The organism is Citrobacter koseri ATCC BAA-895, assembly GCF_000018045.1.
Lineage (GTDB): Bacteria > Pseudomonadota > Gammaproteobacteria > Enterobacterales > Enterobacteriaceae > Citrobacter_B > Citrobacter_B koseri.
Window position 1 is genome coordinate 343232 of sequence record NC_009792.1, and the last position, 14216, is coordinate 357447.

At 55.1% G+C, this 14216-nt stretch carries 14 protein-coding genes; 8 read left to right on the forward strand and 6 right to left on the reverse strand.

From position 1 onward, the window contains the following. The first annotated feature begins 26 nt into the window (after window positions 1-26). Window positions 27-926, forward strand: a complete 900-nt coding sequence (gene yfeX, locus CKO_RS01590) for a porphyrinogen peroxidase (RefSeq protein ID WP_012131348.1) — start codon at window positions 27-29, stop codon at window positions 924-926. A gap of 96 nt (window positions 927-1022) precedes the next feature. On the opposite strand, the gene pbp4b is transcribed toward yfeX, so the two are convergent. From pbp4b to CKO_RS01615, 5 genes are read right to left on the reverse strand one after another with little or no spacing between them, the layout of a single operon-like run. After that, window positions 1023-2327 (reverse strand): penicillin binding protein PBP4B, encoded by a 1305-nt coding sequence (gene pbp4b / locus CKO_RS01595; protein WP_012131349.1) that lies wholly within the window; start codon window positions 2325-2327, stop codon window positions 1023-1025. Between the two features lie 4 nt (window positions 2328-2331). Continuing rightward, window positions 2332-3762: a PTS N-acetylmuramic acid transporter subunit IIBC gene (gene murP / locus CKO_RS01600; protein WP_012131350.1), complete on the reverse strand. Its 1431-nt coding sequence runs from the start codon at window positions 3760-3762 to the stop codon at window positions 2332-2334. 5 nt (window positions 3763-3767) lie between these two features. After that, window positions 3768-4664, reverse strand: a complete 897-nt coding sequence (gene murQ / locus CKO_RS01605; protein ID WP_012131351.1) for an N-acetylmuramic acid 6-phosphate etherase — start codon at window positions 4662-4664, stop codon at window positions 3768-3770. A 13-nt stretch (window positions 4665-4677) separates the two neighbouring features. Beyond that, window positions 4678-5268 carry a DUF2057 family protein gene (locus CKO_RS01610; RefSeq protein ID WP_012131352.1) on the reverse strand — a complete coding sequence of 197 codons (591 nt, stop codon included), beginning with the start codon at window positions 5266-5268 and terminating at the stop codon, window positions 4678-4680. 24 nt (window positions 5269-5292) lie between these two features. Next, window positions 5293-6378 carry a porin gene (locus CKO_RS01615; protein WP_012131354.1) on the reverse strand — a complete coding sequence of 362 codons (1086 nt, stop codon included), beginning with the start codon at window positions 6376-6378 and terminating at the stop codon, window positions 5293-5295. Window positions 6379-6579: 201 nt separating this feature from the next. On the opposite strand from CKO_RS01615, the gene murR reads away from it, so the two are divergent. The 7 genes from murR to cysM all read left to right on the forward strand — a co-directional run bounded on the left by murR (window position 6580) and on the right by cysM (window position 13405). Continuing rightward, window positions 6580-7443, forward strand: coding sequence for an HTH-type transcriptional regulator MurR (gene murR / locus CKO_RS01620; RefSeq protein WP_012131355.1), 864 nt, complete (start codon window positions 6580-6582; stop codon window positions 7441-7443). Window positions 7444-7620: 177 nt separating this feature from the next. Beyond that, entirely contained in the window at window positions 7621-8412 is a 792-nt protein-coding gene (gene ucpA / locus CKO_RS01625) for an SDR family oxidoreductase UcpA (protein WP_012131356.1), read from the forward strand. A gap of 157 nt (window positions 8413-8569) precedes the next feature. Then, window positions 8570-9586 (forward strand): thiosulfate/sulfate ABC transporter substrate-binding protein CysP, encoded by a 1017-nt coding sequence (gene cysP / locus CKO_RS01630; protein WP_012131357.1) that lies wholly within the window; start codon window positions 8570-8572, stop codon window positions 9584-9586. Beyond that, complete coding sequence (cysT, locus tag CKO_RS01635; protein WP_012131358.1) at window positions 9586-10419, forward strand: sulfate/thiosulfate ABC transporter permease CysT; 834 nt, start codon at window positions 9586-9588, stop codon at window positions 10417-10419. Before cysP ends, cysT begins: the two co-directional genes overlap by 1 nt. Beyond that, window positions 10419-11294 (forward strand): sulfate/thiosulfate ABC transporter permease CysW, encoded by an 876-nt coding sequence (gene cysW / locus CKO_RS01640; RefSeq protein WP_012131359.1) that lies wholly within the window; start codon window positions 10419-10421, stop codon window positions 11292-11294. Before cysT ends, cysW begins: the two co-directional genes overlap by 1 nt. Beyond that, window positions 11284-12381 (forward strand): sulfate/thiosulfate ABC transporter ATP-binding protein CysA, encoded by a 1098-nt coding sequence (gene cysA, locus CKO_RS01645; protein ID WP_012131360.1) that lies wholly within the window; start codon window positions 11284-11286, stop codon window positions 12379-12381. The genes cysW and cysA overlap by 11 nt, the downstream gene beginning before the upstream one ends. A 112-nt stretch (window positions 12382-12493) precedes the next feature. Beyond that, window positions 12494-13405 (forward strand): cysteine synthase CysM, encoded by a 912-nt coding sequence (cysM, locus tag CKO_RS01650; RefSeq protein WP_024130134.1) that lies wholly within the window; start codon window positions 12494-12496, stop codon window positions 13403-13405. A gap of 90 nt (window positions 13406-13495) precedes the next feature. Here the strand turns inward: cysM and CKO_RS01655 are convergent, their stop codons facing one another. After that, complete coding sequence (locus CKO_RS01655) at window positions 13496-14212, reverse strand: type 1 glutamine amidotransferase (protein ID WP_012131362.1); 717 nt, start codon at window positions 14210-14212, stop codon at window positions 13496-13498. Window positions 14213-14216: the final 4 nt, after the last annotated feature.

Consider the following 14216-nt stretch of genomic DNA (forward strand, 5'->3'; position numbering starts at 1 on the left):
GGCATTCTTATTTTTCAGGAGGAACAATGTCTCAGGTTCAAAGTGGCATTTTGCCAGAACACTGCCGCGCGGCGATTTGGATTGAAGCCAATGTAAAAGGGGATGTCGATGCCCTGCGTGCGGCCAGCAAAACGTTTGCCGATAAACTGGCAACCTTCGAAGCGAAATTCCCTGACGCGCATCTGGGCGCGGTTGTCGCATTTGGCAACAACACCTGGCGCGCCCTGAGCGGCGGCGTTGGGGCTGAAGAGCTGAAAGATTTTATCCCTTACGGTAAAGGTCTGGCGCCAGCAACCCAGTACGATGTGCTGATCCACATTCTTTCACTGCGTCACGACGTGAACTTCTCTGTCGCGCAGGCGGCTATGGCGGCTTTTGGCGAGTGCATCGAGGTGCAGGAAGAAATCCACGGTTTCCGTTGGGTGGAAGAACGCGATCTCAGCGGCTTCGTTGACGGGACGGAAAACCCGGCGGGAGAAGAGGTTCGCCGCGACGTGGCGGTCATCAAAGACGGCGTGGATGCGGGCGGCAGCTACGTGTTCGTTCAGCGTTGGGAACACAACCTGACGCAGCTCAACCGCATGAGCGTTCACGACCAGGAGATGATGATTGGTCGTACTAAAGAAGCCAACGAAGAGATCGATGGCGATGACCGTCCGGTCACGTCTCACCTGACCCGCGTGGATCTGAAAGAAGACGGCAAAGGGCTGAAAATTGTGCGCCAGAGCCTGCCATACGGTACGGCAAGCGGCACCCACGGCCTCTATTTCTGCGCTTACTGCGCGCGTCTGTACAATATTGAGCAGCAGTTGCTGAGCATGTTTGGCGATACCGACGGGAAGCGTGACGCCATGCTGCGCTTCACGAAGCCAGTGACGGGCGGCTATTACTTCGCACCGTCTCTGGACAGATTGATGGCGCTGTAATTTCTTTTGCCGGATGGCGGCGTCGTTTTACCCGGCCTACAGAAACTTTTTGTAGGCCGGGCAAGCGAAACGCCCCCGGCAGTCCAGCCTTATCGGTTACTCATGTTTTAGCGCCGCGTATATCTGATCCACCACCCAACCGTATGTGGCTATCGGCATCAGCCCGCTGTTAAACATATTCGGGTTCTTTTGCGGGTCGGCAACGGGCGAGTGCGGTTTGTTGCTCAGCATCACAATCGCCATCTGATTAGCCGGGTCGATAACGGTCAGCGTCCCTGTCCATCCGGTATGGCCGTATGCCTGCGCGCTGGCCAGCGTGCCGAATGTCGGCGTCATGGACGCATTGCCGTTAACGCGCCAGCCGAGACCAAACGTGGCATCCTCCGGCGAGGATTGCGTGAACATTTTCACGGTTTCCGGGCTGAACAGCGTCACGTTACCGTACCCTCCGCCATTCAGCATGGTCTGCATCAGTACTGCAATATCGCCGGTATTCGAAAACAGTCCCGCATGTCCTGAAACACCGCCCATCGAGTAGAATGCTTTTTCATCATGCACCTGGCCCCATAGGGTGGTCGTGCGGATATTGGGGAAATGAATCACGCCATCCCGGGTATTGCCGTTCAGTTCCGTCGCGGCGATCTGCTGTTGGCGGAAGCCTTTCTGTAGCGGGTTAAAGACCGTATGCGTTAGACCGAGCGGGCGATAGAGGTTCTCTTCAACATAACGATCGAGCGGCTGGCCCGTCACGGACTCCACGATAAACCCAAGCAGCATATAATCCACATCGCTGTAGATGTGTTTCGTGCCGGGGGGGTACGCCAGCGGCGTGCGTTTGATCATCTCCAGCGTGGTGGCTTTATCCTGCGAATACAACTCGCCCGCGACGGCCTGGTTCGGGTATTGCGGGTCAGCAGGGAAACCGCCGGAATGATGCAGCAGATCCGCAATGCGTAACGTGCTTTTCCCTTTAATCGCATCCCCCGGACGATCGCCAAAATCGGGAATGTATTTCGAGATAAGATCGTCCGGCTGTAATTTGCCCTCTGACATCAGTTTTTGCAGGGCAAAGTTCGTGGCATACATTTTTGTATTTGATGCCAGGTCGTACAGGGTGTCAGTGGTTGCCTTGATGGGATGAGACATCAGGACGCTGCCGTCATATTTTTTAGCCTGACCCCAGGCCTTACGATAAACAATATGACTGTCTTTAATAATGAGCAGGTTAACGCTCGGATAACCGGCATCAACCTGTTGCGCTATCCAGTTATCCAGCGCGTTAAGCCGTTCAATATTAAATCCTGCTTTTTCCGGCGCGGCGTCAGTCAATACCGGAAATGGCGCGGCGCTGGCAGTGCAACTGAGCGCCAGCAGGGAAGCAAAAAGTAATGTCATTTTCATGGTATTAGTCCAGATTCACATTACGGCAGCCAAAGAGAGCGGTAAAAATAAATCCGCCAAGATACGCAATCAGCATTCCTCCGGCATATACCGCCATTGCGGGCAGAATACCTTGCGCGGACGTCATTAACGGCAGCGCCACCAGACCGGATGGACCAAAGGCGCTGTTTAAGCCCATCGGCAGACCCGACCAGGCCACTAAGCCGATGAACAGCCCCCCGGCAGCGCCGCCGAGGCAGGCGGTGATAAACGGTTTCATTCGTGGCAGCGTAACGCCGTAAATCAGCGGTTCGCCAACACCGAGTAAGCCGGGAATAATCGCCCCGCGAACCTGGCTGCGTAACACGCTGTGTTTTTCTGCTCGCCAGTAGAGCGCCAGTGCGGCGCCGACCTGACCCGCGCCCGCCATAGAAAGAATAGGGAACAGGCTGTTGAATCCCTGGCTACTCATTAATGCCAGATAGACGGGAATGAAGCCCTGATGGACGCCAAACACCACCGAAACAAGAAACAGACCCGCCAGAACGGCGCAGCCCAGCGGGTTGCTGTTGAGGTGGATAAAGAGCCATGACATCCCTTCGAACAGCCAGCCGCCCAGCGGCATGATGATCAGGTAGGCCAGTGCGGCGGTGACCAGCAGGGTTAACATGGAGGTCAGCAGCATGTCCAGATCGTCGGGCATAAAGCGTCGGATAAAGCCCTCAATACGCGCGCTGGCCCAGGCGGCGATCAGTACGCCGATAATGTTGCCGCGCGGGTCGATCGGCAGGCCAAAGAAGTCCTCAATACCGGAGAAATAGCCCGTGGTGGCGGCAGGGTTGTATCCCAACAGGAACAGCGAGGCGATGATCGCCCCGTTAACGCCGGTGCCGCCGAAAGCCTGCGCGGCGTTATAGCCAATAAGAATGACCAGAAAGGTAAACAGCCCTTTACTGAACACTTTCATAAAGTTCAGGGCGTCGGGAAGCATACCTTGCGCATCGGCCGGAACGTGCAATACCGTACCCAGCAGCGTGGCAATCCCCAGCAGCAGACCCGCAGCAATAAAACCGGGAATGAGCGGCGTAAAAATAGTGGCGAACTTCGACAGGAATTGCTGAATGCCTGAGGTTTGTTTCGCTTTTAGCTGGCTTTTGGTTTTGGCGGCGATATCTGCCGCCTGCGTGACGGTGCCGCTGTTATCGCTCAGTAGCGCATTCATGGCATCTGCCGCCCGCTGCGCTTTACCGGGGCCAAAAATGACCTGCACCTGGTTATTCGAGAGGACCACGCCTTTCACGCCTTCGAGCGTTTTAATTGCCGGATCGACCCGATCGCTGTCATGTACCGCCAGGCGTAAACGGGTCATGCAGTTCCCGCAGGTGGCAATATTACCCGGGCCACCGACCCGGGAGATAATCGTATTCAGGAGATCATTACTGATTTCTTTTGCCATTCGCTTTATTCCTCTTCCAGTACCTGGCGAATGAAGCCGCCATGTTGCTCAAGACGCAGACTGGCTTCTGTTGCGTTGAGGTTTTTCAGTAGCATGACGATAGCGGTTTTGCAGTGACGGCCACAGGCCATCAGCGCGGCTTCAGCCTGTTGCCCGGTGCAGCCTGTCGCATTTTTCACAATATTTACCTGACGCACGTTGAGTTTTTCGTTCGTGGCGACAACATCCACCATCAGGTTGCCAAACACCTTGCCGGATTTAATCATCAGGCCGGTGGACAGCATGTTGAGAATCAGCTTCTGCGCGGTGCCCGCCTTCATACGGGAAGAACCGCTCACCACTTCGGCGCCGACAACGGGCGTGATGGCAAGCTCCGCCGCCTTTGCTACGGCGCTCCCCGGATTACAGGAGATCCCGACCGTCCGGCAACCGAGCGTACGGGCATATTCCAGACCGGCAATCACATACGGCGTGCGACCGCTGGCCGCAATGCCCACAACCACATCTTTTTCATTGAGTGCGAGGGTCTTCAGGTCGTTGACCCCAAGCTCGCGGTTGTCTTCCGCGCCTTCAATCGCATGCTGTATCGCGCGCTCGCCACCAGCGATCAAACCGATAACCAGGCCTGATTCCACGCCATAGGTCGGGGGGCATTCGCTGGCGTCAAGGATACCCAGGCGACCGGACGTTCCGGCGCCGGTATAAATCAGCCGCCCGCCAGCGCTGACCTGCGCATAAATGATGTCGATAGCCGCGGCGATCTCGGGCAGAACCTGCTCCACGGCGAGTGGAACCGTTTTATCTTCATCATTAATGATGCGGCACATATCGAGGGTGGAAGCCCGGTCAATCTCAAAAGAGGCGCGGTTAACACCTTCGGTAATCATATTTTCAAGTTGCATATTACTTACAGCCTTACAGGTTTAGCGCCCATTTCAGGAATGCTTTTTTCTGGGTGTCGTCAGCTTTCAGATACAGTTGCTGTAGCTGGGAGAGCTGGTCATGCGAAGTGGCGGGCGCCGCCGGGGAAGCGGAGCGCGCCGGAGAAGGTATCATCGTGCTGTCATCGTTGACGATGGCGCTCAGGTCGGTGAACACGGTGATGCTGTCACGGTCGAGAATTTTGATATCAAACGGTACGGGTTTCCCGGCCGCCGTCAGGGTGAATACCGGTTTTTGCGCCATCTGACTGGCTTCTTTTTCGTCCAGCGGTTTTCCCGCAGACAGTTGCAGATCCACATTGCCGGAAGCGTTAAACGAGATGATATACGGGTTAGACGTCACGCGGCCCCGGTTATTGTTCACCGATTCAGGATTTGCTGGACTGTCGAACTTCACTACCATTTTTTGAGCGCCGTCTGGCAGCGCCACGTCTTTACTAAAAATACTGACTTTTGCCGAACGGGCCGCCAGCACGCTGACGTTATCGCCAATAAAGAGATGCGGAGCGGCAAAAGCCTGGCTGCAAAACAACAGTGCTGCGGCGGACACAAAATATTTCTTCATTTTTACTCTCCCGGAAAAGGGGAATCAGAATTCGTAACGTAAGCCAAGGTGGAAATAGTCATCAGCCGGGTTGCTGCCGCCAAAGGAGACATCATTGCCGTTCGTCCGTTTTTTCCCTTCTTCACCATTACGCCAGGAGTAAGACGCAAATATGGAACTGCGAACGGTGAGTTTGTACTGCGCTTCAAAGGTGGTGTCGCGAAGTTTCAGCCCGTCGCCGTCCTCATTTTTCAGATGGCGATAGCCGGTACGTAACGCCCAGTCCGGGCTGACGTTCCAGACCAGCGTTGCTTCGTAATCTTTATCGGTGCTGTCCGCAGAACCGTCGAGGTAGGTGACTTTATCCTGGGCATAGAGCAGGCCGAACATGAAATCGCCCAGGTAGTAGCGGGTGCCGATGCCATAAAAGGTGTACTTATCGACATTATTATCCGACAGCGTGGATGTATCGTCATGGCTCGCTTTCTCTGTCTGACCGGCAATCACCGGCTGGAGGCGGCCAAAATCGCCCATATCGAGCGTATAGCGAAGGGCGGCATTATAACCGTAATCCAGATCGGAGGTGTTATTGCCCAGAATATAGGCGGTAGAGAAATCAAAATTGCCGAATGTGTTCTGGTACTGAATGGTGCCGTCCTGACGGAAAACCTGTACCGCCGTCGGGTCAACAAAGTTTGCCTGGCGGGCCATTGCGACATCGGAGCTGGCGAACACATCGCCGATATCCGTGAACATGATCAGGCCGGATGACACGCGCCCGCCGGTCAGCTTGCCGTATTCGGCAAAATCAATCCCTGCCCAGACGTAACGCGCGGTGAAGTCATTCGGGTTTTCCGCGCTGATGTTGTTCGCGTACTCTGCGGCATTTACCTGATACTGCGTAAAACCAATAACGGCCAGCTTGTCATTAATCGCCTGGCGGGCGGAGAAACCGATACGCGCGTCAAAATCGCCCGAGGTGTCGCCTGATTTCTTGTCAGAGATATTGAATCCGAGACGCCCGTAGAGATCGATATTCGATCCGTCATTGGCCTGGTAGATCACGGCGGCATGGCTGGCGCTGGTTGCGAGAAGAGTAAAGATTGCCAGGGACTTCAGAGTACGTTTCATTATGATTATCCTTTTCTGTGTGTAGTTTTTTGTTGCTATGAAAGACGCAAGGAATCATATATTCCATAAAAATATTTACAATAGAATCATTGAATCGTAATACAAATATTGTGAGGGCTATCAAATTCTCACCCGCGTTGTGTTATCCTGCGAACAGTGCGTTGGAATTAATGATTCCATGATGACGGGAGCGGAAGAGCGATGTTGTATCTGGCGAAAATGCGTAATGCAGAGGGAGAGTTAACGGAAAATGAACAGAAAATTGCCAGCTTTCTTTTGGCCCATGTCAGCGAGCTAAAAACCGTTTCTTCCCGCAATCTGGCGAAGCAGCTGGAAGTCAGCCAGTCCAGTATTGTGAAATTCGCCCAGAAGCTTGGCGCGAAGGGATTCACCGAGCTCAGAATGGCGCTCATTGAGGAGTACAGCGTCAACCGGGAAAAGAAACATGACACGGCGCTGCATCTGCACAGTACGATTACCAGTGAAGACAGCCTGGAGGTGATTGCCCGTAAGCTGAACAGAGAAAAAATGTTTGCGCTGGAGGAAACCTGTAGTCTGATGGATTTCGATCGCCTGAAGCAGGTGATTAACCTGATCAGCAAGGCCCGGCTTATTCAGATTACGGGCGTCGGCGGTTCGGCGCTGGTAGGACGGGATTTATCCTTCAAGCTGATGAAAATTGGTTATCGCGTGGCCTGCGAGGTCGATACCCATGTGCAGGCAACCATTGCTCAGGCCTTGCAGGAAGGGGACGTGCAAATAGCCATTTCCTACAGCGGGTCGAAAAAGGAGATCGTGCTTTGCGCTGAAGCGGCGCGTAAGCAGGGGGCGACGGTGATTGCGATCACCTCTTTGACGGACTCTCCGCTGCGGCGGCTGGCCGATTACACGCTGGATACCGTATCCGGTGAGACCGAATGGCGCAGTTCGTCCATGTCCACCCGAACCGCGCAGAACTCGGTGACCGATCTGTTGTTTGTTGGCATGGTGCAGCTCAATGATGTTGAGTCGCTTCGTATGATTGAGCGCAGCAGCGAGCTGATTAATCTTTTAGGCAGGAGCTAGGGACTTTTACGTAAGATTTACCCTAATTAGTGAGCTGTTCCGCAGCACTTATTTGTTTTTTCTGTATTTTCAATGTTAATGGAGTGTAAGGCTTCATCGTAGTTTCGCTGGAGACGAGAGTAGCGCATAAGACGCACCGCTTATGCGCTGCAACAGACTGAAAAGGAGAACATTGAAATGGGTAAACTCACGGGCAAAACGGCATTGATTACCGGCGCGTCACAGGGCATTGGCGAGGGGATCGCCAGAGTGTTTGCTCGCCACGGCGCGAATTTAATTTTGCTGGATATCTCCGATGAGGCGGAAAAACTGGCGGATGAGCTGGGCGGACGCGGTCATCGTTGTACCGCCATCAAAGCGGATGTCAGGGATTTTGCATCGGTCGCGGCGGCAGTGGCGCGCGCGAAAAAGATAGAAGGTAAAATTGATATTCTGGTCAACAATGCGGGTGTTTGCCGGTTGGGCAACTTCCTCGACATGAGCGAAGAAGATCGCGATTTCCATATCGATATTAATATCAAAGGCGTCTGGAATGTCACAAAAGCCGTTCTGCCGGAAATGGTTGAACGCAAAGATGGGCGTATCGTCATGATGTCCTCCGTGACCGGGGATATGGTGGCCGATCCAGGCGAAACGGCTTATGCCCTGTCTAAAGCGGCGATTATCGGACTCACCAAGTCCCTGGCCGTGGAGTATGCGCAGTCCGGCGTTCGTGTGAACGCAATCTGTCCGGGTTATGTCCGCACGCCGATGGCGGAAAATATCGCCCGTCAGTCTAATCCTGACGATCCTGAATCGGTACTCACCGAAATGGCGAAAGCGATCCCGATGCGCCGTCTGGCCTGTCCGCTCGAAGTGGGTGAACTGGCGGCCTTCCTGGCATCGGATGAGTCCAGCTATTTGACCGGGACGCAAAACGTGATTGATGGCGGCAGCACGCTGCCTGAAAGCGTGAGCGTGGGCGTCTGATTAACGCCGCTTTCCTCCTCACCGCATGTGGGGAGGGATTCTCTTATTCCCTTTTCGACTTTCAAATCATCAAACGGTATATAAAACCGTTACTCCTTTCGTACCCGTTATAAATATTATGACCATAAGAAAGTCATCAAATTTATAAGGGTGCGCAATGGCTGTTAACTTACTGAAAAAAAGATACCTGGCGCTGAGCGCGATGCTGTTGTTGGTCACGCAGGCGCAGGCAACAGAGCTGCTGAACAGCTCATACGACGTTTCTCGCGAACTGTTTGCCGCCCTTAATCCGCCGTTTGAACAGCAGTGGGCGAAAGATAATGGCGGCGATAAGCTGACCATCAAGCAGTCTCACGCCGGTTCGTCAAAACAAGCACTGGCGATCCTGCAAGGGCTGAAAGCTGACGTAGTGACCTATAACCAGGTCACGGACGTGCAGATCCTGCATGACAAAGGCAAGCTGATCCCTGCCGACTGGCAAAGCCGTCTGCCGAATAATAGCTCACCGTTCTATTCCACGATGGGATTCCTGGTGCGCAAAGGGAATCCGAAAAATATCCATGACTGGAATGACCTTGTGCGTTCCGATGTAAAACTGATTTTCCCGAACCCGAAAACCTCAGGCAACGCCCGTTACACGTATCTGGCTGCATGGGGCGCGGCGGATAAAGCTGACGGTGGCGACAAAGCCAAAACCGAGCAGTTTATGACCCAGTTCCTGAAGAACGTCGAAGTGTTTGACACCGGCGGTCGCGGTGCAACCACCACCTTTGCGGAACGCGGCCTGGGCGATGTGCTGATTAGCTTTGAATCGGAAGTGAATAACATCCGTAAACAGTATGAAGCGCAGGGATTTGAAGTCGTTATCCCGAAAACCAATATTCTGGCCGAATTCCCGGTGGCATGGGTGGATAAAAACGTACAGGCCAACGGTACTGAAAAAGCGGCGAAGGCTTACCTGAACTGGCTCTACAGCCCGCAGGCGCAGACCATCATCACCGACTTCTACTACCGCGTGAATAACCCGGAAGTGATGGACAAACTGAAAGATAAATTCCCGCAGACCGAACTGTTCCGCGTGGAAGACCAGTTTGGCTCCTGGCCGGAAGTGATGAAAACCCACTTCGGCAGCGGCGGCGAGCTGGACAAACTGTTGGCGGCGGGGCGTAAGTAATGTTCGCAGTATCGACAAGACGTGTGCTGCCCGGCTTTACCTTAAGCCTCGGAACCAGCCTGTTGTTCGTCTGCCTGATATTGCTGCTTCCGTTGAGCGCGCTGGTGATGCAGCTGGCGCAAATGAGCTGGGCGCAATACTGGGAGGTTATCACCAACCCGCAGGTGGTAGCGGCCTACAAAGTCACGCTGTTGTCGGCGTTTGTGGCATCAATCTTCAACGGCGTATTTGGCCTGCTGATGGCGTGGATCTTAACCCGCTATCGCTTTCCAGGACGTACTCTGCTGGATGCGCTGATGGATCTGCCGTTTGCCCTGCCGACGGCGGTGGCGGGTCTGACGCTGGCGTCATTGTTTTCCGTGAACGGTTTTTACGGCGAATGGCTGGCGAAGTTTGATATCAAAGTGACTTACACCTGGCTTGGCATCGCGGTAGCGATGGCTTTTACCAGCATCCCGTTTGTAGTGCGCACGGTGCAGCCGGTACTGGAAGAGTTAGGCCCGGAATATGAAGAAGCGGCGGAAACGCTCGGCGCAACGCGCCTGCAAAGTTTCCGCAAAGTGGTGTTGCCGGAGCTGTCTCCTGCGCTGGTGGCGGGTATTGCGCTCTCGTTTACCCGTAGCCTCGGCGAGTTCGGCGCGGTGATTTTTATTGCCGGGAACATCGCGTGGAAAACCGAAGTGACCTCGCTGATGATTTTTGTTCGTTTGCAGGAGTTTGACTATCCGGCGGCCAGCGCGATTGCGTCGGTGATCCTCGCGGCGTCGCTGTTGCTGCTGTTCTCGATTAACACCCTGCAAAGTCGCTTTGGTCGACGTGTGGTAGGTCACTAATGGCGGAAGTTACCCAATTGAAGCGTTATGACGCCCCCCGCATTAACTGGGGAAAATGGTTTCTGATTGGCACCGGGATGCTGGTTTCGGCGTTTATTTTGCTGGTGCCGATGATTTATATCTTCGTACAGGCCTTCAGCAAAGGGCTGATGCCGGTCTTACAGAACCTGGCCGACCCGGACATGCTGCACGCGATCTGGCTGACGGTGTTGATTGCGCTGATTGCCGTACCGGTAAACCTGGTGTTTGGCGTTCTGCTGGCGTGGCTGGTGACGCGCTTTAATTTCCCCGGTCGCCAGCTGCTGCTGACGCTGCTGGATATTCCGTTTGCCGTCTCGCCGGTGGTGGCCGGTCTGGTCTACCTGCTGTTTTACGGCTCGAACGGCCCGCTGGGCGACTGGCTGGATGAGCACAACCTGCAAATTATGTTCGCCTGGCCGGGAATGGTGCTGGTCACTATTTTCGTCACCTGTCCGTTTGTGGTGCGTGAACTGGTGCCGGTTATGCTGAGTCAGGGCAGCCAGGAAGATGAAGCGGCGATTCTGCTTGGCGCTTCTGGCTGGCAAATGTTCCGTCGCGTTACGTTGCCTAATATTCGCTGGGCGCTGCTGTACGGCGTGGTGCTGACCAACGCGCGCGCCATTGGCGAGTTCGGCGCGGTGTCGGTGGTTTCCGGCTCGATTCGCGGCGAAACCCTGTCGCTGCCGTTACAGATTGAATTACTGGAGCAGGACTACAACACCGTCGGCTCCTTTACCGCCGCCGCGCTGCTGACGCTGATGGCGATTATTACCCTGTTTTTGAAGAGTATGTTGCAATGGCGCCTGGAAAATCAGGAAAAACGCGCGCAACAGGAGGAAAATCATGAGCATTGAGATTGCCAATATTAAGAAGTCTTTTGGTCGCACCCAGGTGCTGAACGATATCTCGCTGGATATTCCTTCAGGTCAGATGGTTGCCTTGCTGGGGCCGTCCGGTTCCGGTAAAACCACGCTGCTGCGTATTATTGCCGGGCTGGAGCATCAGACCAGCGGGCACATTCGTTTTCACGGTACAGACGTAAGCCGTCTGCACGCGCGCGATCGTAAAGTCGGCTTTGTTTTTCAGCACTATGCGCTGTTTCGTCATATGACGGTGTTCGACAATATCGCCTTTGGCCTGACGGTGCTGCCGCGTCGCGAACGTCCGAATGCGGCGGCCATTAAAGCGAAAGTGACGAAGCTGCTGGAAATGGTGCAACTGGCCCATCTGGCGGAGCGTTTTCCGGCACAGCTTTCTGGCGGGCAGAAACAGCGCGTGGCGCTGGCGCGCGCGTTAGCGGTTGAGCCGCAGATCCTGCTGCTGGATGAACCGTTTGGCGCGCTTGATGCGCAGGTGCGTAAAGAGCTGCGCCGCTGGCTGCGTCAGCTGCATGAAGAGTTGAAATTTACCAGCGTGTTTGTCACCCACGATCAGGAAGAGGCTACGGAAGTGGCGGATCGCGTGGTGGTGATGAGCCAGGGCAACATTGAACAGGCCGATGCGCCGGACCAGGTGTGGCGTGAACCCGCCACCCGCTTTGTGCTGGAGTTTATGGGCGAAGTGAACCGTTTGCAGGGAACGATTCGCGGCGGTCAGTTTCACGTTGGCGCGCATCGCTGGCCGCTGGGGTATACGCCAGCGTACCAGGGGGCGGTCGATCTGTTCCTGCGTCCGTGGGAGGTGGATGTCAGCCGCCGCACCAGTCTGGATTCCCCGCTGCCGGTACAGGTGCTGGAGGCCAGTCCGAAAGGTCACTACACCCAATTAGTCGTGCAGCCTCTGGGGTGGTATAACGAACCGCTGACGGTGGTGATGCAGGGGGATAATCCCCCACAGCGCGGCGAGCGGCTGTTTGTCGGGCTGCAAAATGCGCGGTTGTACAACGGCAACCAGCGCATTGAGACGCGCGAAGAGGAGCTTGCTCTGGCAGAATCGGCCTGATAGGTTAATATCACGTAGTTTTGCCGGGTGGCGCTGCGCTGACCCGGCCTACAATATGATCTGCGTAGGCCCGGTAAGCGAAGCGCCACCGGGCTTTTTACTGGACAGAGAAGTGAACACATTAGAACAAACAATTGGCAATACGCCTCTGGTGAAATTGCAGCGGATGGCGCCGGATAACGGCAGTGAAATTTGGGTCAAGCTGGAAGGTAATAACCCTGCCGGGTCAGTGAAAGACCGGGCGGCGCTGTCGATGATCGTCCAGGCAGAAAAGCGCGGGGAAATTAAGCCCGGCGATGTGCTGATTGAAGCGACCAGCGGCAATACCGGTATTGCGCTGGCGATGATTGCCGCACTGAAAGGCTATCGCATGAAACTGCTGATGCCGGACAACATGAGCCAGGAGCGCCGCGCGGCGATGCGCGCCTATGGCGCGGATCTGATTCTGGTGTCTAAAGAGCAAGGGATGGAAGGCGCGCGCGATTTGGCGCTGGAAATGGCCGAACGCGGAGAAGGTAAGCTGCTCGATCAGTTTAACAATCCCGACAACCCTTACGCGCACTACACCACGACCGGGCCGGAAATCTGGCAGCAAACCTCAGGTCGCATCACCCACTTTGTCTCCAGTATGGGAACAACTGGCACGATTACCGGTGTGTCGCGCTTCCTGCGCGAACAGGAAAAACCGGTAACGATTGTTGGCCTGCAACCGGAAGAGGGCAGCAGCATTCCGGGGATTCGTCGCTGGCCCGCAGAATATATGCCGGGTATTTTTAATGCTCAGCTTGTGGATCAGGTGCTGGATATTCACCAGAGCGAGGCGGAAAACACCATGCGCGAACTGGCAGTACGCGAAGGTATTTTCTGCGGTGTGAGTTCCGGCGGCGCGGTTGCCGGTGCGTTACGCGTCGCCCGCGCGACGCCGGGGGCCGTGGTGGTTGCGATCATCTGCGATCGCGGCGATCGCTATCTTTCTACCGGCGTTTTTGGCGAAGAACACTTCAGCCAGGGGGCTGGGATTTAGCCTGTAGGCCTGATAAGCGTAGCGCCATCCGGCAACCGTAAAGTACGATCGCCGGATGACGACGCAAAGCGTCTTATCCGGCCTGCAACGTCAAGCGTTACGTTTCTCAACCAGCAGGTCGAGGAAGCGCCACAGTTTCTCGTTCATCTCCTGATAATTCCACTCGCGCATTTCGGCGTTCGAGCGAATAAAGCGCTTCCCTTTTGCCGCAGCCAGTTCCTGTTCTGAATGCTGGATCAGCCCTTCTACCGCCTCGGCGGTAAACTCCATATGGCACTGAAAACCGTAGACGGCGTTACCGTATTGCACGATCTGGCGCGGACATCCTTCGCTTGTCGCGAGAACGACCGACTGATCGGTTAACCCTGGCATATCGTTGTGCCAGTGCCCGACCACAAGCGGAGAGCCGAAATGAGCGAGCAGCGGATTCTGTTTCCCGGCTTCCGTCAGCGTAATCGGATAGTGGCCGATCTCCTTTTCCGGGCTCTGGCGTACTTTTGCGCCCAGCGCCTCACCAATCAACTGGGAACCAAGACAGATGCCGATCACAATACGACGCGCAGAGATCGCCTGATTAATAAGCCGCTGCTCCGCTAAAGAGTCAAAATATGGGCACTCTTCGAGCGTAGTACGCGGTGACTGCGGGCCGCCAAACACCACCAGCATATCGAAACCATCCGCATTGGCGGGGACAGGTTCACCGGCATACACGCGGGACCAGGAGAGGGGATAACCGCGATCCTCAGCCCATTGCAGATAGGCTCCGGCAGATTCGAAAGACTCATGAACGACAAAATGAACTCGCACTTTT

Bases quoted from the DNA above. Each gene is read 5' to 3' on its own strand.
- yfeX (WP_012131348.1), top strand. From the start codon at position 27: ATGTCTCAGGTTCAAAGTGGCATTTTGCCAGAACACTGCCGCGCGGCG.
- pbp4b (WP_012131349.1), bottom strand. From the start codon at position 2,327: ATGAAAATGACATTACTTTTTGCTTCCCTGCTGGCGCTCAGTTGCACT.
- murP (WP_012131350.1), bottom strand. From the start codon at position 3,762: ATGGCAAAAGAAATCAGTAATGATCTCCTGAATACGATTATCTCCCGG.
- murQ (WP_012131351.1), bottom strand. From the start codon at position 4,664: ATGCAACTTGAAAATATGATTACCGAAGGTGTTAACCGCGCCTCTTTT.
- CKO_RS01610 (WP_012131352.1), bottom strand. From the start codon at position 5,268: ATGAAGAAATATTTTGTGTCCGCCGCAGCACTGTTGTTTTGCAGCCAG.
- CKO_RS01615 (WP_012131354.1), bottom strand. From the start codon at position 6,378: ATGAAACGTACTCTGAAGTCCCTGGCAATCTTTACTCTTCTCGCAACC.
- murR (WP_012131355.1), top strand. From the start codon at position 6,580: ATGTTGTATCTGGCGAAAATGCGTAATGCAGAGGGAGAGTTAACGGAA.
- ucpA (WP_012131356.1), top strand. From the start codon at position 7,621: ATGGGTAAACTCACGGGCAAAACGGCATTGATTACCGGCGCGTCACAG.
- cysP (WP_012131357.1), top strand. From the start codon at position 8,570: ATGGCTGTTAACTTACTGAAAAAAAGATACCTGGCGCTGAGCGCGATG.
- cysT (WP_012131358.1), top strand. From the start codon at position 9,586: ATGTTCGCAGTATCGACAAGACGTGTGCTGCCCGGCTTTACCTTAAGC.
- cysW (WP_012131359.1), top strand. From the start codon at position 10,419: ATGGCGGAAGTTACCCAATTGAAGCGTTATGACGCCCCCCGCATTAAC.
- cysA (WP_012131360.1), top strand. From the start codon at position 11,284: ATGAGCATTGAGATTGCCAATATTAAGAAGTCTTTTGGTCGCACCCAG.